General features: G+C 43.2%; 25 protein-coding genes. 21 read left to right on the top strand and 4 right to left on the bottom strand.

Annotated elements, in window-relative coordinates; genetic code table 11:
- Positions 1–44: 44 nt before the first annotated feature.
- The 5 genes from CHI14_RS29735 to CHI14_RS15340 all read left to right on the top strand — a co-directional run bounded on the left by CHI14_RS29735 (position 45) and on the right by CHI14_RS15340 (position 3,122).
- Positions 45–302: an AbiH family protein gene (locus CHI14_RS29735; protein WP_283163836.1), complete on the top strand. Its 258-nt coding sequence runs from the start codon at positions 45–47 to the stop codon at positions 300–302.
- Positions 303–505: 203 nt separating this feature from the next.
- On the top strand, positions 506–1,240 hold the full coding sequence (locus CHI14_RS15325; protein WP_170948151.1) for a DUF4145 domain-containing protein: 735 nt from the start codon (positions 506–508) through the stop codon (positions 1,238–1,240).
- Positions 1,241–1,661: 421 nt separating this feature from the next.
- On the top strand, positions 1,662–2,216 hold the full coding sequence (locus CHI14_RS15330) for a hypothetical protein (RefSeq protein WP_095289386.1): 555 nt from the start codon (positions 1,662–1,664) through the stop codon (positions 2,214–2,216).
- A gap of 378 nt (positions 2,217–2,594) precedes the next feature.
- Positions 2,595–2,780: a hypothetical protein gene (locus CHI14_RS15335; RefSeq protein ID WP_095289387.1), complete on the top strand. Its 186-nt coding sequence runs from the start codon at positions 2,595–2,597 to the stop codon at positions 2,778–2,780.
- A 36-nt stretch (positions 2,781–2,816) separates the two neighbouring features.
- Positions 2,817–3,122 carry a hypothetical protein gene (locus CHI14_RS15340; RefSeq protein WP_095289388.1) on the top strand — a complete coding sequence of 102 codons (306 nt, stop codon included), beginning with the start codon at positions 2,817–2,819 and terminating at the stop codon, positions 3,120–3,122.
- A 209-nt stretch (positions 3,123–3,331) separates the two neighbouring features.
- On the opposite strand, the gene CHI14_RS15345 is transcribed toward CHI14_RS15340, so the two are convergent.
- From CHI14_RS15345 to CHI14_RS15355, 3 genes are all read right to left on the bottom strand, one after another.
- On the bottom strand, positions 3,332–5,011 hold the full coding sequence (locus tag CHI14_RS15345; RefSeq protein WP_095289389.1) for a type 2 periplasmic-binding domain-containing protein: 1,680 nt from the start codon (positions 5,009–5,011) through the stop codon (positions 3,332–3,334).
- Between the two features lie 108 nt (positions 5,012–5,119).
- A complete protein-coding gene (locus tag CHI14_RS15350; protein ID WP_095289390.1) occupies positions 5,120–6,727 on the bottom strand; it encodes a response regulator transcription factor in 1,608 nt (535 codons plus the stop codon).
- Positions 6,728–6,945: 218 nt separating this feature from the next.
- On the bottom strand, positions 6,946–8,739 hold the full coding sequence (locus tag CHI14_RS15355; RefSeq protein WP_095289391.1) for a cache domain-containing sensor histidine kinase: 1,794 nt from the start codon (positions 8,737–8,739) through the stop codon (positions 6,946–6,948).
- 186 nt (positions 8,740–8,925) lie between these two features.
- Between CHI14_RS15355 and CHI14_RS15360 the strand changes: the two genes are divergently transcribed.
- From CHI14_RS15360 to CHI14_RS15385, 5 genes are all read left to right on the top strand, one after another.
- Positions 8,926–9,876, top strand: a complete 951-nt coding sequence (locus tag CHI14_RS15360) for an ABC transporter permease (RefSeq protein WP_095289458.1) — start codon at positions 8,926–8,928, stop codon at positions 9,874–9,876.
- Between the two features lie 18 nt (positions 9,877–9,894).
- Complete coding sequence (locus CHI14_RS15365; protein WP_095289392.1) at positions 9,895–10,767, top strand: carbohydrate ABC transporter permease; 873 nt, start codon at positions 9,895–9,897, stop codon at positions 10,765–10,767.
- A gap of 175 nt (positions 10,768–10,942) precedes the next feature.
- Complete coding sequence (locus tag CHI14_RS15370; RefSeq protein WP_095289393.1) at positions 10,943–11,485, top strand: stalk domain-containing protein; 543 nt, start codon at positions 10,943–10,945, stop codon at positions 11,483–11,485.
- 122 nt (positions 11,486–11,607) lie between these two features.
- Positions 11,608–11,850 carry a hypothetical protein gene (locus tag CHI14_RS15375; protein ID WP_095289394.1) on the top strand — a complete coding sequence of 81 codons (243 nt, stop codon included), beginning with the start codon at positions 11,608–11,610 and terminating at the stop codon, positions 11,848–11,850.
- A 456-nt stretch (positions 11,851–12,306) separates the two neighbouring features.
- Positions 12,307–12,948: a FusB/FusC family EF-G-binding protein gene (locus CHI14_RS15385; RefSeq protein ID WP_095289395.1), complete on the top strand. Its 642-nt coding sequence runs from the start codon at positions 12,307–12,309 to the stop codon at positions 12,946–12,948.
- A gap of 91 nt (positions 12,949–13,039) precedes the next feature.
- On the opposite strand, the gene CHI14_RS15390 is transcribed toward CHI14_RS15385, so the two are convergent.
- Entirely contained in the window at positions 13,040–13,621 is a 582-nt protein-coding gene (locus CHI14_RS15390; RefSeq protein ID WP_095289396.1) for an NAD(P)H oxidoreductase, read from the bottom strand.
- 338 nt (positions 13,622–13,959) lie between these two features.
- On the opposite strand from CHI14_RS15390, the gene CHI14_RS15395 reads away from it, so the two are divergent.
- The 11 genes from CHI14_RS15395 (at position 13,960) to CHI14_RS15445 (ending at position 20,765) form a co-directional block, all read left to right on the top strand.
- Positions 13,960–14,262, top strand: coding sequence for a winged helix-turn-helix transcriptional regulator (locus CHI14_RS15395; protein WP_164764330.1), 303 nt, complete (start codon positions 13,960–13,962; stop codon positions 14,260–14,262).
- A gap of 58 nt (positions 14,263–14,320) precedes the next feature.
- Entirely contained in the window at positions 14,321–14,836 is a 516-nt protein-coding gene (locus CHI14_RS15400) for a hypothetical protein (RefSeq protein ID WP_095289398.1), read from the top strand.
- 200 nt (positions 14,837–15,036) lie between these two features.
- Positions 15,037–15,609 (top strand): hypothetical protein, encoded by a 573-nt coding sequence (locus CHI14_RS15405; protein WP_095289399.1) that lies wholly within the window; start codon positions 15,037–15,039, stop codon positions 15,607–15,609.
- 78 nt (positions 15,610–15,687) lie between these two features.
- Positions 15,688–16,230, top strand: coding sequence for an AAA family ATPase (locus tag CHI14_RS15410; protein WP_095289400.1), 543 nt, complete (start codon positions 15,688–15,690; stop codon positions 16,228–16,230).
- Between the two features lie 60 nt (positions 16,231–16,290).
- Positions 16,291–17,271 (top strand): serine hydrolase domain-containing protein, encoded by a 981-nt coding sequence (locus tag CHI14_RS15415; protein ID WP_095289459.1) that lies wholly within the window; start codon positions 16,291–16,293, stop codon positions 17,269–17,271.
- Between the two features lie 66 nt (positions 17,272–17,337).
- A complete protein-coding gene (locus tag CHI14_RS15420) occupies positions 17,338–17,712 on the top strand; it encodes a hypothetical protein (RefSeq protein ID WP_095289401.1) in 375 nt (124 codons plus the stop codon).
- Positions 17,709–18,470, top strand: a complete 762-nt coding sequence (locus CHI14_RS15425; protein WP_095289402.1) for a class I SAM-dependent methyltransferase — start codon at positions 17,709–17,711, stop codon at positions 18,468–18,470. The genes CHI14_RS15420 and CHI14_RS15425 overlap by 4 nt, the downstream gene beginning before the upstream one ends.
- Before the next feature lie 37 nt (positions 18,471–18,507).
- Complete coding sequence (locus CHI14_RS15430) at positions 18,508–18,942, top strand: GNAT family N-acetyltransferase (protein WP_249281129.1); 435 nt, start codon at positions 18,508–18,510, stop codon at positions 18,940–18,942.
- A 73-nt stretch (positions 18,943–19,015) separates the two neighbouring features.
- Positions 19,016–19,492 carry a GNAT family N-acetyltransferase gene (locus CHI14_RS15435; RefSeq protein WP_249281130.1) on the top strand — a complete coding sequence of 159 codons (477 nt, stop codon included), beginning with the start codon at positions 19,016–19,018 and terminating at the stop codon, positions 19,490–19,492.
- A 36-nt stretch (positions 19,493–19,528) separates the two neighbouring features.
- Positions 19,529–20,014 carry a GNAT family N-acetyltransferase gene (locus CHI14_RS15440; protein ID WP_249281131.1) on the top strand — a complete coding sequence of 162 codons (486 nt, stop codon included), beginning with the start codon at positions 19,529–19,531 and terminating at the stop codon, positions 20,012–20,014.
- Between the two features lie 247 nt (positions 20,015–20,261).
- Complete coding sequence (locus CHI14_RS15445) at positions 20,262–20,765, top strand: CHAP domain-containing protein (RefSeq protein ID WP_095289404.1); 504 nt, start codon at positions 20,262–20,264, stop codon at positions 20,763–20,765.
- The last annotated feature ends 85 nt before the right edge of the window (positions 20,766–20,850 follow it).

A 20,850-nucleotide genomic window follows, 5' to 3' on the forward strand; every position in this document is an offset into this window, starting at 1 on the left:
ATTCAGCACCTAGGCAAACTTAATATAGCGATTTAATCAGAATTATCACGTTAGTTTATTTTTTTAAGAAGCTTTCACAAGTTACTCAAATTCATATTATTGGAACCTCGCTTGGTGGCGTCGATATGCCGTACTTTAACGAAATTAAAGAGAGTACAGAAGAAAATACTATTTGGAATATATACTGCCACTATCCACAAGATATGAGTATATTCGTAGAGAAAATAAAATCTTTAGGGGTAAATGAAGAAAATATTATAGCATTAGACACTTCAAAATTTTTCGATTTTAAAAAACCTTAACGGAATATTAGATAATTCAACACTTAAGGCAAGTACGTCATATAACATAATATTCACGCTGCTGGGATTTGCTCTTGGATCGGCATTCGCCGGATACTCAGCATGCGCTGAGTCCTGAATACAGGAAGGTTAGGTGAAATTGCCAAGAGTTTAAGATTTTCGCTTTCAATTTTTATTTACAATATTAAATGGAGGTTGATAATATGGGTGAAACTATTATTGCAAAAGTATATTGTAGCTATTGTAATGGAGTTAGAAATCATACTTCGGTTATAGAACCATATAAGAGGAAATCTGGGATTGATGAAGATACTCAATGGGAGGAAAGCTACTATATTGCAAAGTGTATGGGATGTGATACTGTTGCTTTCATCAAAGAGTATGGTGATGAGGAAATGTGGGAAGAGAATCATCTTGGGGAGAGAGAATATTGTACAGAGGTTACTGTATATCCAGAGAAGCCTAAAACGGAGGATTCTATCCTAACATTCCCTACACTACAGCTAAATGCAAAAGATTTTGAAAAGCTTCCGGAGGATATTCTAGAATTGTACAATCAAATAATTTATGTCTACAACTTAAAGTACTACTTACTTTGTGCATTTGGTTTACGAACCCTCATTGAAGCTATATGCAAACAAGTTGGTGTAACTGACGGCACATTATTTGATGACAATAAAATTCCAAGGTTACAAAAAGACAGAATGACAGAATGTAGATCTCAAAGTCTTGAAGGTAGGATCTATGGACTTTATCAGAAAGACTATATTCTTTGGAAGCATGCATTGATTCTTCAAAAAGTTCGAGACGTTGGAAATTCAGCGGCCCATGAAATAAAAACTCCAACTAAAAAAACAGTAAAGGATAGTATTGGAATAATTGAGAAAGTACTTGAAGATATTTATGATTTAGATAAATATCAAATCACCTCTACGTAGTTTAATCTAGATAAGATTCTAAATAAGTATGTAACTTAAGTAAATTCTCCTAGTATTATATTCACACATTAGGCATATGACCACCGTCCGGCAGTGGGATCTCGGGTAAGCAGAAGCCAACCAGACTCACCTGGTGTTCGTCAGGAAATGTGAATACGGGAACGCTATGGGAAAGGGAATAACGATTTTTTGTGCTTGCCTTACCGGCAATAGAAGAGGATGAGGTAGGGAATCTTACCTATGAAACTTATTTTCACCTACTAAAAAGCCTACTTTCCTTTTTCACGTAAAAGCAAACTTGAAGAATTTTCAAAGTGGTTATTAAAATCAGAAAAGGTATTGGTAATTACGTCATCTAATATAATATTCTCGCTTTAACATAAGCCCTTTAAACTAAAGAACATAAAAAGGAGTATATTAAATGCAAAATATTTTGTCTGAAACGTTAACCTTCACTTCTATAGTAGCAATATTAATTGCAATTATCAAAGGAGTATCATTAATAAAAAAACCAAAAATAGAAAAACAAATATTAGTTGATGAGCAAAAGATTATACTACATATTACGCAATTCGTTATATTAACTTTATTTTGTTCAGTATTTATATTAAGTTTTTTAGAGCAATATACAGGTGATAAGATATCGAATTATAAAAACGACAGTAACGCAATGCTGCAAATCCTCTCTAGCGGATTAATGCTTGGATTTTTAGTGGCTTATATTATTTATCTTATATATACTCTGGCGATTATGAACTCAAAAAAACATTACATTAATCATTCGAAATATGGAAAAATATATATAATAAAGTCATTAGATGCTGAAAGAATACTCCTCTCTAATTTTGATTATGAAACAGAGGGCAGATTCCAATTAATATTAAAAAAAGATGATGTATTTGAATATAAAATTTTAAGAGATGGTAAGAAACATTTGAAAATAAGAAAGAGAACAACAGAAAACAAAAATAAGTAGAACTGTATTCAATTAGCTTTGTACTTGATATAACGATATTTTCACGCTATGGAGTATCCTTTCCTTGATGGTGTAAAGATTAATTTAACGCAGCGTATTGATGTCGATAATGCAGATTTTTTTAGAGAATAATTGCTCTTATGGGGTCAAAAGAGACTGTGTTAGGAGAAAAAAGAATACTTGGAGAACAGAAGCATTTTGTCGCTGTTAAGGAGATTAATCAGTTGTTTATTTTAATTCGGAATTCGCATTAAAACACTAATATTTTCTTGTACAATTAGTACGAAATGAGAAAATATACTTCATTCTGAAAAGATTAATGCATTAAAATGACTGCTAACATCTAGTGCAGTTTAGACCCATCAGAGAGGTGCAAGTATGAGCCGGTTGCTTGACTTATTGGAAGAGGAACGGCGCAAGCTTAATCAGCTTGGTGAGGCATCCTTGAAGCAAGCGATTCCGTTGTGGGACAATCCCGCGGTTCAGGAACAGAGCCGAAGGGTGGATGAACTGGTGGCACAAGTGAGTGAAATGAAAGCGAAGCATAACCGAGTGGTACGTTAATGAGCGAAGTACATAATGCGTGGGGGAGGAGAAGCTATGGATTTTCCACCGTGGATGCAGCGAGCGATTCAGGCCAGGCTGGATGAGGTATCTGCCCAAATCGAGCATGACCCTGAACTTAATCGGGTACGTGGGGAAACTAACGAAGCATTTGAAGCTTTGTTTGCTGGCAAGGATGTTGAGCTAACAACTGAATATGCTGAATGGGAGAATCGTTACATTGTTAGCAAAGGCATAGAGAATGAACGGTTGTATATGCATGGGCTGCGAGATGGTGTTCAGTTAACGGTATCCTTGCTAGGCCAGTCGATGTTGGTGGAGAAAGGGCATGAATCTGACTAACGCTAGTTGATTTACGGACTTAGCAGTGTGAGAAGCCCGTGCATGCTTACATAGATTAACTTGGTAAGCATGCACGGGCTTGATCCACTAAAGCGAACCCATAAGTTATGGGGGAGCGACCCCGTTCTTCACTTAAAAACCCGAGCTGAAGCGTGAATAACTCGCTTCGGCTCGGGTTTTAATGCTTTACTTTTCACAACATCAAATTCCTACTTTGCACTTACCGACTTAAACCAATCATTCACTTCTTGCGTGATCTGATCTCCGCCATTGGATTTCCAGTTGGCGACGAATTGGTCAAAGGCATCGATCGGCAGCTTGCCGTAGATGATTTTGTTGAAGGTTTCCATCTCGGACTGGCGAAGCAGGTTCCATTTGGAGACCATGGTTGGTGTGGCTGCGCCGGTGAAGTAGTTTTGTTTGCGGATGTCGAGCTGCGACATCACGACTTTGGCAGCGGCCCAGTTTTCAGGTTTGCGGAACTCGGCCATTTGTTTCTCGTATGGGGTCTCGGGCTTCTCGCCATCAGCCAGCTTCACGAGGGTTTTCATGTACAGATCCGGAATACGAGCCGGACCAGTCAGGAACGGGAATTCGTTGGAGAAGTCTTTGATCTTCTCTTTGTCACTGGTCGGTTGACCGTCTACGATGTCCCAGTCATATCCTTTGGCAAAGCCGTACTCATATGGACTGCCCGCAGCCGGGTTGGCCAGGTTATCAAGCAGGTAGTTGTAGTATAGGAAAATGGCTTCCGGATGCTTCGCATCCTTGTTGATCATGATACTCGCGTTGACGCCGGAGTTTTGCCACTTTGTACCGATCTTGCCGTCTGGACCAGCCGGAATAGGGTAGGCTTTGTATTTCGCTCCAGGCACATTCTTGAGCAGGTCCGGTGCAGGCCAGTCGGGTACCCAGTTTGCGCCAGGCAGGATACCAGCTGTACCCGCAGTCCAGCTTTCAGCAGACTTGCCTTCGTCCCACAGCGCGGAGTCGGTGTGGATATACCCTTTGTTCATCCATTCATTCAGCTTCGCAAGGGCTTGTTTGGCACCGGGATTAATGGAGCCGTACTCCAGATTGCCGTTTGCGTCTTTGTTCCATTGTTCCTGGATCGTGCCGTAAGCTCCGAACAACCAGTCGAGCGAGCCCATCCAGGTGTTGGTGTTATTTTTCAGCGAGATCGCCAGTGGGAATACTTTATCCGGAGACAGGCCGTCCGGGTTCTCGTTTTTGAATTTGTCCATGATATTCTCAAGATCTGCGATGGTCTTAGGTGCTTCGAGGTTCAGCTTCTCCATCCAGTCTTCTCTGAGCCAGAGCAGGGTATCGTCGTTATCGGTGTACTCTAGGATCGGCATGTTGTATCTCTTGCCATCCTTGGTGAACGGGTACCACAGCTCGGGATGCGCTGCAGCGTGATCCTTCAGGATTTGGTTGGCGTACTTGTCGAACAGTTCATCGATGGCGATGAATTGACCGGAGTCGATCAACTGATTGGTGAGTACCGCGTTCGTTGGAACGGATACGAAATCAGGTAATTTCTCGCCTGAAGCAATGGCCAGCTGCAGCTTCTGTCTGTATTGATCGTCATTAGCCGGATACCATGAATCCTTATGCTTCATGCCCAGCGTTTCGAGCATCCAGCGATCGTGAACGTTGTTCTCTTTGGTGTCACCTTGCACATATTTCTTCGGCATACGAACCGAACTGAACTCAATGGGTGGGTCGTATTTTCCTTTGGCAAAAGCAGCTTCAGCTTCGGCTGACCCGACTGTCGCCGGCGTATCGTCCGTACCATTCTGACTGGCTGAATCGCCACTGCCGCACGCAGTGATGGTGATGAGTGCGATGACCATGAGCAAGGACCACCATGTTTTGAATTTGATCATTGTTCAATCCCCCTACGGTGTATGATCTTTACAAGTGTAACTGTACCAATTCAGGCGGGAGGGCATCTATATGAGTTTGTTAGTTTCGATAGGACTCTATTATGCTGTTTAATGTTGGTCTCTATATTCCTGCGGGGTTACGCCGAATTGACGCTTGAACACTTTGATAAAATACGCCGGGTCCATATAGCCAATCTCCAGGCTGATTTCATATACTTTTTTGGTGGTCGTGACCAGCTTGTGGCAGGCCCGATCCATGCGCAGTCGTGAGATATATTCACTGATACCTTCGCCCGTTTCGATCTTGTAAATCTTGGACAGATGGGTCGGGTGCAGATTGACATGATCGGCGAGCACACGCAAAGAGACATCCAGATGCAGGTTTTTATCCGTAAACTCCTGAACCTTCTTCACATACTCGGACCGGATATCCTTGATCTCGTTGGACGTGCCTTCCTTGAGCTTGGCGAGTACGCCGAGCGACCATTTGCGTAATTTGCCGATGGTAGAGAATGCCTCTCCGCTCTGAAGATACTCAATATCACTGCCCATGAGGCTCGTCAGGGTCAGCTTGTTTCGGTGGGCGAGGTTAGTGAACGAAGCCGTGATGAGAAAACCAGCCTCCATGCAATGCTCCCACGATTCGGACCATTTCTCATCCAGCTCTGCGCAGACAGCGAGTATTTTCTCTTCGGCGGCATCCCATTGTCCACTCTCCAGCAGATGGATGAAGGTGGGCGGGGTGTACAGCACGTCCAGTGGACCTTGAGCTGAAGGCGTCTCCACATCGCTGACGCGCATGACGAATTCGCGCTCGTCCCCAACGATCTGGCGGAAATACGCGGAAGCCTGACGGAAGCGATCATAGAGCTGATCCGGAAAGGTGAACCACTCGGTCATGACAATGGAGAGTGAGCCTTTCAGAAACTGTTTTACTTTGGATTGAAGCTGAATGGACAGCTTCTCCAGAATGGTCTCTTTTCCAATATCGTCATTCCGTTCCTTCAGCTGCAGTAAAAACACCACATACCCGTGCTCCTCCTTCACACCCCACACGTGCATAAACTCACCCATAATTTCCTCCGCCATGTTGATAATGGCATATTCGATCAGGGTCTGATCATGGCTGTCATAATGTCCGAATTCTTCATCCAACCGAACGAGCATGAGTGCGGCGTCCCCGGCGTGAAAGGGCAGATCATAATTGGTGAGTTTCCGCTCCCATTCGCCGGATGAAAACCGGTGCCCCTGCAATGCCTCCAAAAGAAGTCGTCCGCGCAAGTGTGGCAGGTTCTCTCGTAAAGTAAACTGGGTTCGACTCAGTGAACTGACGAGCTCCCATTCATGATTCAATTGATCGATGGCTTTCTGAACGGCGCCCATTAATTCATCGTCTGTCGGGGGTTTGAGCAGGTAGTCTACGGCCTCGTACTGGATGGCTTTTTTGGCGTAATCGAATTCCGAATAACCCGATAACAGAATGCATTTTATTTTTTTGTCCCGGATCCGGATGCGTTCGATCAGTTCAATGCCTGTCATTTCCGGCATCTGAATGTCCGAGATCACGATATCGATGGGGTGGGTGTCGATCAGTTGTAAGGCTTCATGCGCGGAGTACGCTCTATGAACTTGCTCGATTCCCAGGGTGTGCCAGGGCTTGGTCATGGACAGGTTATCGACCCAGTGTGCTTCATCGTCTACGATCATCATTTGCATATTGTATCGTCTCCTTGTTGGTTGAACTAAGGCTCATTTACACTTGCCACTCCGATGACAGAACAACCTTCCGATCGCTGTTACCCCCAGATTTTTATGAATTACTTTGTAAAGGTGAAAATCCGGGGATAAAGGCGAACGCTTCGCTTCTTCAGGTTTTTTCTGTCCTCTACGTTCACGTGTGAATGTTTGTTCAAATGAAACAGCTCGGCTTGTATTTAATATTTATGATCTTTACCCTCCTTCGGCATCTCCCAGACGATTTCGGTGCGGAATCCGCCAAGTGGGGATGGGCCGAATTGAAGGTGGGACTGGCTGCCGAACAGATGCATGATTCGCTGATTCGTATTCCAGAGACCACAGCCCATTTCCTCCTGCAGTGGCTCCTGCATTTTCAGATTCAGCGCTTCGTACTGTTCTGTGCTTAAGCCGGGGCCGTCGTCGTCGATATAGATTTTGCCGAAACCATCTACGCTCTCCCCTGTAATGCGAATCTCCCCGGATGAATAGGACTTCGCCACACCGTGTATGACGGAATTCTCGACCATCGGCTGAAGCATTAGTCGCGGTACAGACTGAGCAAGCATGTCTTCAGGGATATCGATGTGATACTCAATTCGTCCATTGCGCAGCTTCTGAATATCCAGATAGTTGATGAGCAGCTTGATCTCGTCCTGAAGCGAGGACGTCTCCCGTTCCATGCGGGTGGTGTACCGATAATATGCACTTAGATTATGCGCCATGGACACGACGGCCTGCTCGTCCTTCATCTGGGCCATATTGATGATGTAGCCAAGACAGTTATATAGAAAATGGGGATTGATCTGCGCCTGCAGCTGCTTCAGCGTTGCTTCTTTGGCTCTGATTTTCTCATGGAATACATTCTCGATCAGATCTTGAATCTGGTGAGACATATCATTGAATCGATGAAACAGGAATGAGAACTCATTCTGATCCTTGCTATGCAGCCGTACGGAATAGTCACCGCGCTGCACGCGGCGCAGGCCCTGTATCAACTTTTTGATCGGAAATTGAATGTTTCTGTACAGCAGAATCGAAGCGGATATGCCCACGACAAACAGCAGCGTCATAAAGAGATAGAACAAATTTCGGCTGAGTGAAATCGGCTGCAAGATCTGATATAGCGGGACCACGTCGACCAAATGCCAATCTAGATAGGATGATTTGACTGCGCTCACCAGATACTTTTTCCCATTCAGTTTCACAACGTCCTGTGTAGTATCCTCCAGGGAGTGTGTATCCAGATATTGAATAAGTTCCTCCGATAACTGACTGTCCGCGCTGCGATTCATAATGGGGGCATTGCCCTTGTGATAAAGGAAGGGATCTCCCTGCCCACCTGCCTTGTACGTATCGAGCATGTTCTGAATATTCTCATAACTGAAGCTGGCCTCAATGACAAGATTGCTGCCGGTCAACATCCCCGGTTGGGCTAAGGAATCAGTGTAAAACCAGTAAAAGGACTGCATGCCTTCCTGCGATTCCGCCCCTTGATCCCCGTATGTCCATTGTCCGCTCATATTCCGTTTCAGATAATCCTCATCATAGCCGGATGAACGATTGTAGTTGGCGATAACATCCTGGTTCTGCTGTGAGTATACGGCATATCGGGTGTTCCATATATCTGTGACGCCGGATTGGAGCACCATCTTCTCCTGAATGGCATAGCGGGTCTGCATCTGATCATACCGATCATCCCAAATGTTCAGACCATTAAATGCGCGGACATTGGGGTCTCTTGAAAGGATCAGACTGAAATCCATCATCTGATTAATGCGGGAATCGATCTGACTGGCTAGAAACGTGAGCTGTTTCGTATTCGAGATCTGCAGCTCTTTGCTGACCACGTTATAGGTGACGTTGTTCGAGTAGGTGTACATGATAATAATCGGGATGAACAGCAACACGATTAAGCAGTTGATTTTGGCAAACAGGCTGAAGCGGGAACGGGTCCTTTTTTCGAATAATATAAAGCGCTTCCATATATGCATAAAAAGTCTCCTTCATATTCGTGTTCGTAGAGGCTGGTATCCACCAGATTCCTAACAAAACCCTATCCGGCCTAACAATGTTATATAGTCAGAGCTCAGAATGGCCTGATACTATTTATAGCAGAGAACCCCATTAACACACAAAACTTTTTTTGGGAACAGGAGAAGGGCACTATGGAGGCTAAAATGGAGGGTCAACGGGTCCCACAGGCGAATGTGGGGAACAAGCTGGAACAGAAGAGAAAGAAACGCTACAAACAGCCGTGGGTACTGCACTTCATGGTGCTGCCGGCGGCCATTATGGTTTTTATTTTTTCGTATATTCCGATGTCGGGTATATTGATGGCGTTTCAGGATTACAAGCCTGCGCTTGGATTCGCGGGTTCGGAATGGGTGGGACTGAAGCACTTCAGGTACATGTGGGAAAATGATTATTTCCTGCAGATTACGTGGAACACGCTGTTCTTTGCCTGCTCCAAAATCATCATGAATCTGATCATACCGTTTGTGTTCGCACTGTTGCTTAATGAGGTACGGAAGATGGCGCTGAAAAGAACCATTCAGACACTCGTGTATCTGCCACACTTCTTGTCCTGGGTAACGCTGTCCGGTATCCTGATCGATATTCTGGCACAGACGGGCATTCTCAATCAGTTCCTTGTCTCGGTATTTGGCATCAAGCCGATTTTCTTCCTGGGGGATGGCAACTGGTTCCGGTTCACGATTATCGCGAGTGATGTCTGGAAAGAGTTTGGTTTCAACACGATTATCTTCCTTGCGGCATTGTCCGGCATTAACCCGTCACTGTACGAAGCAGCTGAAGTGGATGGGGCGGGACGATGGAAGCAGACGATTTATATCACCATCCCGGCGCTGATTCCTATCGGAATCGTAATCGCCACACTGGCACTGGGGAATGTGCTTAATGCCAACTTCGACCAAATCTTCAACTTATATAGTCCATTAATCTACCAGCAAGCGGATATTATCGATACGTTCGTGTATCGTGAAGGTCTGCTGAGTGGGCAGTTCAGTTTCGCTACCGCGGTGAATCTGTTCAAATCGGTCATCAGTCTGATCCTCATCGTGATCTCTTACCGACTGGCCTACCGATTCGCCGGATACCGAATTTTCTAGAAAGGATGATGACGAGCCATGTATCATAAAACGCTACCCTATCGCATATTCAGCATCTTCAATAATGTGTTCCTGACCATCCTTTCGCTGCTCTGCCTGCTGCCTCTATATCACTTGCTGATGGTATCGCTTAGCGCGTCCGCACCTGCGAATGCCGGTCTGGTGACATTCTGGCCGATTGGTTTTACGCTCGAAGCATATGCGAAGACGTTCGATAACGCCAATTTCCTGTCCTCCCTGTGGGTGTCCGTGGAACGGACGGTGCTGGGAACCGGGCTTGCACTCATCGTGAATACGATTGCTGCCTATGCGCTCTCCAAGGAGACACGTGTGTTCCGCGCACGTAACCTCTATCTGTGGTATTTTGTCGTCACGATGCTGTTCAGCGGAGGCCTCATTCCGGGGTATATCCTGATTCTGAAGCTCGGGCTGATGAACACATTGTGGGCACTCATTCTGCCGGGACTCGTCGCGGTGTTCAATATTATCCTGCTGCTGAATTTCTTCCGCACGGTGCCGAAGGATCTGGAGGAGGCGGCATTTATCGATGGAGCAGGACACTTTCAGTCGTTTATCAAAATCTATCTGCCTGTCTCCGTGCCTGTGATCGCCACCGTGTCTCTGTTCATGATGGTTGGTCATTGGAACGCATATTTCGACGGGATCATCTATATCCGTGATTCGGAAAAGCTGCCGCTCGCGACATTCATGCAGACGATCATCGTGCAGGCTGACATGACCAAGCTTGATCCGGAAGCGATTGCGAACCTGTCGCAGCGAACGATTCGGGCGTCCCAGATTTTTATTAGCGCGCTGCCCATCCTGCTCGTATATCCGTTCCTTCAACGTTACTTTGTAACGGGGATTGTGGTGGGGGCTGTGAAGGAGTAGCCGCGTGGAGCGGATGGAATAGGGTTGTGAAAAGGGAGTTGCTGAACTGGCCTGAGGCCAGGGAGGTGGCTCTTTTTTAGTTGAAAAAGATGTAATTACCTTAATTTGAATTAAATGGTACTATGGGAGATGGTTCTGAGCGTAAGTCATTCACTAATAAGGGGATGTGTATGAAGTGAAGAAGAAGATGATTGTTACCCTTGCTTTGACGTTATTGAGCGGATCCATGGCTTTTACAGCTACAAGTGCACCAAAAAAGATCGACATCGTACTTAATGAGAAAGAAATAAAGACTGAAGCAGGTGCCGAAGCTCACCAAAAATCAATTGAGATAAAGATTGACGAACAGACCTTCCAGTTAGTAGAAGGAACTGATTATATCATCTCTGAGGGTCATATACTGGTTTCGCCAGTCTATATCATCAGTGTGCTAGATTTCGCTGTGCCTGGTAAAGGGATATGGTGGGATAACAAAACCAAAAGTGTAATTTTTGCATATGTAGACATAGATGATTATCCCAAGCCCAGGTTAACCTTCAAGGTGGGAGAAAGCCACTTTACCGAGTTTGACAAGCAAATTGAATTAAAGAGTAAAACTGTAATGATGGAGGGAAGAGTCTATTTACCGCTAAGAGCCATTAGTAAAGCCTATGGTAAGGAGATTCATTGGGAATTCAATGACGGCCAAAACGTGGTTCAAATAACTACGAAGAATTAGTAGATGTTGAAAGAAAGATCAGCATTTAATTGTGAATATAGAGATACTAAGTGAGATTCCGGTAAGTGCTGAGATGTACTGCATCGTATAATAAAACCATCAGAATGATTGGAGGGATGCATGTGAAATGGCAAGAGGTTCAGCAGATTTTCCCAAACCAGTTTGTGAAGTTTGAAATCCTTCATTCTGAAGAGACAGAGAGTCAAGAAGTTATAGATGAGGTCGCTATAATTAGTCCTGTAAGCGATGAGGAAGCTACCCGTGAATTGTTAAATAGCCGAGATAACACCTTAGTCTACCATACCTCCAAAGACACAGTTATTGTTAAGGTACGGAAGAATGTAGGTCTAAGGAGAAACTTATAAATGAAGATTGAATATAGAGAGGGCTGCTTTTTACGAGGGAATACAGGTAGGCGATTTTATTATAAAAGATATTCCGTTAGATTTCACTTCATTTAGATATCATACATTAACGGTTTATTAGGGCTCGACATACTTATAAAAGGCGAATTCCATATAGATTTAGTAAACTTTAGACTGCATCATGTTTGAAATGAAGAATAACGAATCCCGTTGCCCACGCAACCGAGTCCTGTTATAATTCCGGTATATCTATTGCATTGGGGGTTATACCGTGGCAATATTGGCAGCGCCGGATTGCTCGTTCGCTAGAAAGGCCTTACGCAAAGCCTGTTAGGGGCGGACTTTGTGTAGGGCGCGACGAGAAGAACATCGATCGCCCTGAATGAAGCATAACGTATCATCCCGCAGGCTTTGCACCTTATTTGTTTTACCAATAAAAATAAGGGGCTGAAAGCCATGCAAACACCATTTATTCAAAATTATCAATTCAATGTGATCACAAAACAAGCCAATTTCCTGCTCAAAGCACTGCGTACAGTTGCGGATCGCAAAGTCCTGGAAACCGTGCGTTATACGGCCGTAACGAATGCTATAGAAGTCTTCGATGAGCTGACTGCCGAACAGAAGCAGCTGTTGGAGCAGTTATCTACCTATGAGGCTGCGCATGAGCTGCAGGATTATCTGGACCGGTTGGAAGGATTCCTGATTCCATTCCCGCAAGTGTCGGCGAAGCAGATTCAGAAGCTGTTTCCGAAGGCGAAGAAGCTCAAGCTGCCTGATCTGGAAACGGTCGATTACGCACGTACGACCTATCTGAGATGGACGGATATAGCTACCAATCGCCTGTTCATTGTGTACCCGTACGAAGAGAAGTTTCTCGGCATCGAGGGACGGATTACGGCTACGAACAAAAAAGGGTACTGCATGTTCTGTAATCGGCATCAGGAGCTCGGATTCTTCAACGTGAAGACGAAGGGCCATTCGCCGGATAACCTGGCTTCCATTGGCCAGTACGTATGCATGGATAGCACGGCTTGCAACCATAGCATCACTGACGTCACCATGCTGGAGAAGTTTCTTCTTTCGACAGTAAAATAATTCATAGAACAGACAGGGTCGCTCTTCGGAGCGACCTTTTTGGGTTGATTATGCGTGTGCGTCTCATTTCGATTACCCGACTTGCGTATGGTTAGCGTATGTCCTTATCATATTTCCGTCCCAATTGATACGCCTGGTTAAGCAGGTTCTCATAGTGCTCAGGCTTGGCATCCAACGTCTCGTACAGAAATTCAACGCTGGAGTTAGAGACGCCGCAGTAATCTGCAATCCCCACGTTGAGCAGGTTCGTGATCGATTCATCGTAGTTTCGCTTCTTCATCTGTTCTTCGGTCACGCCTGCAAGTGCGATCCACGTGATCTTCTGATGGTGAAGCTTGTTCGAACCGTAGGCAAATCCGTTGTTCATGACACGATCCACATACCCTTTCAGCATGGCTGGCAGATGCCACCACCAGAGAGGAAACACAAAAGCCACAGCATCATGCTTCTTCAATCGCTCCATCTCCGTTTTAACCTCAGGGGAAAACATTTGATTCGGTTGGGTGTAGTCAGGTTCATCCATGCCTCGGAGAATAGGATCGAAGCCAATCTCATGTAAATCCAATATCTCAACATCGTGACCAGCCTCAGTAAGACCTTGCAGGAAACGATCGGCGGCCTGAAATGTAAGGGAATCTTTTCTTGGATGAGACACAACAACTAATACGTTCATGATTATATTTCACAACCTTTCTACAGCGCTTGTTTGGTAGCCACGCTTCATGGCTGATGCTATTATAAACAGGGATGATATATTCTGGAAGAACGCACTTTGAAGTTCTATAGGAAGATTGAAGTGCTATAGGAACATGAAAGTACCCTAAATAGACCCTGAATTGTGCCTTATTGTGGGGCTGAAATAATACATGAAAAAGAAGGAAACAGCCATGTTTTACCTTGGATGTAGCCTTTGGATATAGTCTGATGAAGGAGAGATATACGTTGACAGAAGACCATAAAGCTGGCGCTCCCAAAAAGTATAAAGTAGGTGTCGAGGCGGCCTTGGAAGTAATGGGTGGAAAATGGAAGCCTCTGATTATTTACCACTTGATGACAGGAAGGAAACGTTCATCCGAGCTTAGGAAGCTGATACCTGAAATTACGCAAAAGATGTTGACGACGCAGCTAAGAGGCTTGGAAAAAGACGAAATTGTGCAAAGAAAGGTGTATTCGGAGGTTCCCCCTAGAGTGGAATATGAGTTAACAGACTACGGTTGGGGATTAAAACCGGCCTTGGACCATTTGTGTTACTGGGGGGAAGAGCATCTGGATAAGGTGTACGGGGATAAGTCCAAAGTGTTGGAGGAGTTTTGAATTTCCGGAGTGTTGAAGAGTTAAGTACAAGCTGGGGACAGGAAAGGAGAATGAAGTAATGAAAACAATAGAAGAATTCCTAACAAGCGATTGGTATAAAAATGTTACGGCTGAACTTGTTCAGCTTAAACCAGATATCAAGTTTGTTGAACATGCCAGTTATGAAGCAGAGTTATTAATGGATTCCTTTAGAGAACGGATGTATACTCTGCACGGCTTCGGCATCTCGTCTCCAACAGAGGAAGAATGCGTTCAGTGGATCATGGAGCAATTGGCCCAGGACAAGGAAAACATTATGTCTTATGTTGTTGCTCGTCTAACATTCAGTGAGCAGCTGGACGATGACCCTGATGGGGAATTTCGGGAAGGCGAGGAGCTTGATGAGGGGGATAAATCTGAAGTAGTCGAGATTTTGGGTTTTACAAGATCAGTCATCGCTGACACCATTATTGAATATGATCTGGTCAAAAATCATCCCAAACTGTTAACCGGATATTTCAAACGCACACGAATTCCAGGCGCAGCTAAATTCTCAACACAGATTAAAAAAGTATACGCTTCAATCAAAAACTAAACCTAAACCGAGCAACTGCACACATATTTGAGCGAGAAGTTGTATTCGTTGTGCAGTTCCTGAAGTTTGTAAGCGTAGTCATTACAATTTATAGTTTTTCTCTTTTTTACTTCCAATGATTTGCTATGTTACGGACAGACTCGTGCACAACGAATAGTCAATATACTACCAGTTATCATGATATTAAGGGAGGTCACCGAATGAACAATACATGGACCATTTGCATATCAGGAGATTATGATTTGAATTTTCTTATGTTTGTGGCAAGTGCACATGGACTGTTGACAGATGAATTCGGAGAAGATACGTGGCCTGGGAGTCAATTTTCTAATGGTGGACGAAGTAATGAAAAGTTCAAAGGGCTATGGAATGAGCTATGGAAACAATGTATCTATAAAAAAGGACAAATTAAAAGTGGAATCCAGAGAAGTTTGATGTTGGATGCCCCTGAATTTTCAATGGCAGATAAGGATGTGAGGACTGTTCTGGTTAATATGTGGCCTTCATTTATTAAATGGTGGAACATGCCTGCGGGCGGCCAAGCGGCGATGAACTACTGGGAAGGTGCGCCAAATCTTTTGTCTTATGTACAGGAATTTGAAAGTCAGGTTGGAAGAAAAATCAAACCTTTTAAGTTAGATATTGATCTAGTGTATACAGGTTTAAGAGAACCCATTGAAGTGAATGAACAATATATGATCATGCCAGTTAAAATTGATTTTTTATTGAACAGGAATTGGTGGATGAAGAGATTCGAAGAATACGGAGTCTAGTCGAAGGAAACGAGATTCCTCATTATGACCAAGGGAGAAAGTAATGCAGTTAAACTCTTCTAGAAAAGGAGTGATCATATGATTGTTATGATTAATGGAGCGTTCGGTTCCGGTAAAACGTCGGCTGCAAAGATGCTCCAACCCTTGATCAACAATAGTATGATATACGACCCCGAAGAAATAGGTTATATGATCAGAAAACTCATTCCAGAGGAATGCTGGGAAGAGAATGAGCGCACGGATGATTTTCAGGATATCGAACTATGGAGAGTTCTAACCGTGAAGACGGCTGTAGAAGTAAGGCGGAAATATAACAAGCACCTAATCGTTCCCATGACCATTTATAAGGAAGAGAACTTTAACCACATCTATAACGGATTCAAAGCCATTGACGATGAGGTATATCATTTTTCGCTTGTGGCTACTGAAGAAACGATATACAAGCGGTTAGCTAAACGCGGAGATGAATTTGGAGGCTGGCAGTATCAACAAGCGCCGAAGGTTGTTTATGCTCTGAAGGATGATAAGTTTGGAATACACCTGATAACGGATCATCTTGAGACTAGTGAGATTGTAGATATTATATGGAGGAAGATAGACCAACATCATAATCATACCTAGCTAACGGATAGATAAAAGTGAAGAATGGTGGTGTGAGTCTCCTTGCTGAACTTACAGAAAATGGAGAATACAACATTCAATGAACTAAATGATTATGTTTTACGGGTTAAAAATGAGCTATCTGCTACAGCAGCTGCAACCTGCATTATTCATCATGACCAAATCGTGAATGAATGGTACTCAGGAGTACATCGTAATTCCACAGGCAGTCGATTAGTGGATGAGGAATCTCAATTTCATGTGGCATCGGTTCGAAAGACATATTTAGGACTTGCCATCAGTCTTGCCTTATATGAAGGGAAGATTTGCAGCATAGATGATGATGTTGCCGACTATTTGGATGATGTGGATACCGTGGTAGTGGGAAACACAACGATAAGACATCTGCTAACACACACCCATGGTTTAGGTGATCTGCATCATCGATTGTTTTTGCCAGGGACGGACTGGAAATACAATAATGTTGGAGTCAATCTGCTCATTAAGATCATTCAAAAATTATATCAGATGCCACTATCTCAACTACTTGAAGAACGTGTATTTACACCCATGGGTTTTAGTCATACCGGTTGGAGAAAGGAACCGAATGAAAAGTTAGTTTGGCTCCTCAATGAACAATATAACGATAATCAAGGCGATGAAGCCAACTTATTTGTGAGTACCAAGGAATTGGCATACTGGGGTTATTTGCATTTGAAAAGGGGCGCCATGCATGGGCAGCAAATACTGCCGAGAGGAGTTTTTGAGCAAGCGACGACAATCATTAGTCCTCCAGATCTCGAACACCAATTACCGAGAAATGGTTTCTTTTGGTTTGTGCAGGATGAGCCGCGTGCTATGACGGAGCTCGGGGATGAGCTTCCTTCCGGTTCTTTTCAATCCTTGGGCATCACCGGCTGTGCCTGCCTTGTCATTCCGGAGTATAGAACGGTAGCGGTAAGAATGTATAATCAAACCGGACCCAATCCAGCAGGATATGATTATTTAGAGGATATCAAAACATTTGGAAATCTGGTTAACACATACGCCCAAGATCTATAATCCTGATAGCTGATCTACAACATCATTCAAGGATATAGACAGTGGCGAAAGGAGGACAGTCCTATTATGGAAAACGTATCAGAACGAATTCAATTGCAATCCATACAATCCCTTCAATCAACCATCCTTAAATCCGAAAATGCCCTGGCTCAGATGACTCAGAAAGGGGCAAATACAACTTTAATAGAAAAGAGACTCAAGGCTCTTCGTATTGGCTTATCTATGCTGGAGAATGTGTGGAATCACAAACCTCATCTATATACCCGGGGAGATGTGACTGAAGCTCGCAGTGTTCTTACGGGTTTAATGCCATCCATTGACAACTCACTTGCTAAGGCTAAGGAAGGCAGTCCTCAGAGAACTCTTCTAATAAGGAGAATCCAAGCATTGGAACTGGCTGTTCAGGCGATGGATGATCTAATGAAGGAGGAACATCAGTGAACAGTTATTATGGAGAACTTTGTACGAAGATATATGAAAGCGATAAATCGTTAGCGGAAGGTAGAGAGCTGGATTTTTACCTTTCGTTTGTTGACAGAACAGATATGCGTGTGCTTGAACCCATGTGTGGAAACGGAAGGATGCTGATCCCTTTTATGCAGCGTGAGATACAAATAGAGGGATTCGATATATCCGAAGATATGCTGAAGGTATGTAGAGAAAAAGGTGACCGATTAAATCTGAAGCCTCATGTATATTATCAAAAGATTGAAGATTTCGTAAGCTCCGACCAATTCGATCTGATTATGATTCCATTTGGATCGTTCTCGCTGCTTCCCAGTGAATTAGTGAACCAGAGCCTGGCCAATCTGCAATCTGCGCTTAAGGCTGAAGGGAAACTTCTATTGACGATTATGTTAAAAGGAAACGACGTGGAAGAGATTCCAGAATGGAGAGAAACGGATCGGAAGGTTGTAAACGATGAATTAATTGTTTTATCCAAAAAAGTTCAGTATCACAAAGAGCAATCCATGCTCGTAACGGAGCTGAAATATGAGTTAGTCAGAGACGACAAAATCGAAAAGACCGAGGTGATGAACTTCCCTCTTCGATTGTATGATATGAAGGAGTTTGAAGACATTCTTAGGACAAATGGATTTCAACATATTCATTTGCATGAAGTGAAGGACGGATATGGGGAAGGCACCTTTTTTCATGTGTTTGAATGTTCTTTGTCTGATCTTATTAGTGATGAATGATAGTTCAAGTTCTATAACATGATCAGGAGGTATTACATTGTCTATTCCTAATTTGCTCGTTCGTGAAGCCGTGAAGGAAGATGTACCATTTTTGATAGAATTGAATGATCAATTTAATGGAGTTCGTCGAAGCCGGGAAGAGGTGGAGAAGGACCTTTTAAATGGAAGAGAAGTTATTGTAGTAGCCGTAATGGAAGAGCGAGTCGTTGGATTTGCTTGCGGACAGATCTATAAGTCGTTTTGCTATGCAGAGCATCAGGCTGAGATCACTGAGATGTACATACAAGAATCTGCGCGAAGTAATGGATTGGCTGGAATGATGATTGAACGACTGGAAGGGATTTTTAATCATTCTGGAGTCAAACACATCAAAATTTTGACAGGAAAGAGGAATACGAAGGCGATAAAAACATATGAAAAAGCAGGTTATGACCGGGAGGATGAATTCGTATTTGCTAAGGAATTGAAGTGAATTTTCAGCAGTGTACTTAATATTTACTAAAAGGAAGGCGGGTTGAAAAGTGTCACGTTACCATTTTTACCCGATGACCAAGGATAGAGCCTTACAGATTTCAAAGTGGAGGTACGAATATCCGTATTCAATGTATGACATGGATAGTGGTGAGGACAGCATTTTGGAGTTGATGAATGAAGAATATTATTACGTGTTAGATGAACACGATGCTCTAATTGGTTTTATATGCGTAGGCGAATCAGCACGGGTCCCAGGCGGGTATGCAGCTGGTATCTATACAGATCGAAGTAAGTTAGATATTGGTTTAGGCTTGAGGCCTGACTTGACGGGAAACGGCAGAGGAAAGGGGTTTCTAACAGAGGTTCTTTCCTTTTTGAACAATCAATTTAGTGGTCGTGAGTATCAATTAGTCGTTGCAGCATTTAATGAGAGAGCCATCAAGGTATATGAACGGATTGGGTTTGTGAAAGAAACTCATTTTAAGAGCAAGTATGAAGAACAGGAATTAGAGTTCATTTCGATGAGCTATATTAAGAAGAATGTGTAAACAAAGACTCAGGAATTATTCAAAACGAGAATGGAGATGGAATTCATCTATTCCTATAGGTCTTTAATAAACGACGATTTAAAAGATATAAGCTCTTTCCCTCAGTCAGATGAAGAATTGTTCTATGTTAGTCCTCAATTTAAATATCCGCTAACACCAGATCAGATAGTGAAACTTCTTGAGAATCGATACGAACCTACAGTGATAGTTCACAAAGAGTCAGATCAAGTTATAGCCTATGCCAATTTGTATAATTATAAAGACGATGTATGTTGGCTAGGCAACGTTATTGTATCCAAGCATTTTAGAGGACAGGTTGCTTCTTCGTATTTGTTAGAGACGATGATAATGAAGGCTAAATCGATTTATAGAGTTAAGAATTTATTATTATCATGTCATAGTACGAATTCAAGAGGACTGGCATTCTATCACAAGCATGGATTTAAACCCATTGATATGAGAATCACGAAATTAGAAGATAGAAAAAGGATAATAACTATACAGATGAAGCTAGAGATTTGAATGGACATATTTCAACGTATTGTGGCACGTTGAGAATGTTTAGGTGTACAAATTCTTGGTTGCTACATGTATAAAAATGGAATAAAATAAAGTTTGAACCACAAACGCCTAACCTAAGATTAAGAGAAGTCTCAGGTTGAGGCGTATTTTTGTTCACTGGTGGGGAAAAACAGAAAATTACATACGGAGCTGGTATCGAGAAGCTAAAAGGCAGCGCAATTATAGAACTTATATAGGAGAATGCAAAATGAACAGAAGAATGATAATTGCTGAAATAGCTGAAGAGATAGCTTCAAGGCCGTTGATCGGAAATGAAAAGAAATGCGGTCCGGATTTGGAACCAATCTTGAGATGCTTTCCCAGGGAGGACAAAAGCATAGGTTTCGATTGGTGCGCTGCATTTGTATACCATTGCTGTACTCAGGCTGGTGTGAATTTACCCGTTAGATATTCAGAACCCGTCACACGTAATTTTGCATGGGTGGAAGCGTGGTTAGAATGGAGTCAGTTTTATGGCTTTTATCATCATATAAATGACAGGTCTTTCGTTCCAACACAAGGGGACCTAATCATTTTCGACAATATCGTAGGGAATGGTCCGAATGATCATATCGGAGTGGTGCTAAGATTTGAACAGGATAAGGTCATAACGGCAGAAGGGAATTTTAACAACAAATCAGGAATATTTAATAGAAGGCTAGATCAGATAAATGGATATATAAGAATCGACGATAAGTATGAATATGTTTGAAATGAACTAAATAGAAACGTACGCTTAACATAATATTTGCTCTACATGTCATTTGATCGACTCTAGATTGATGTTGATGGAGGGA

It is taken from the genome of Paenibacillus sp. 7516 (assembly GCF_002272715.1).
Classification (GTDB): Bacteria; Bacillota; Bacilli; order Paenibacillales; family Paenibacillaceae; genus Paenibacillus; species Paenibacillus illinoisensis_A.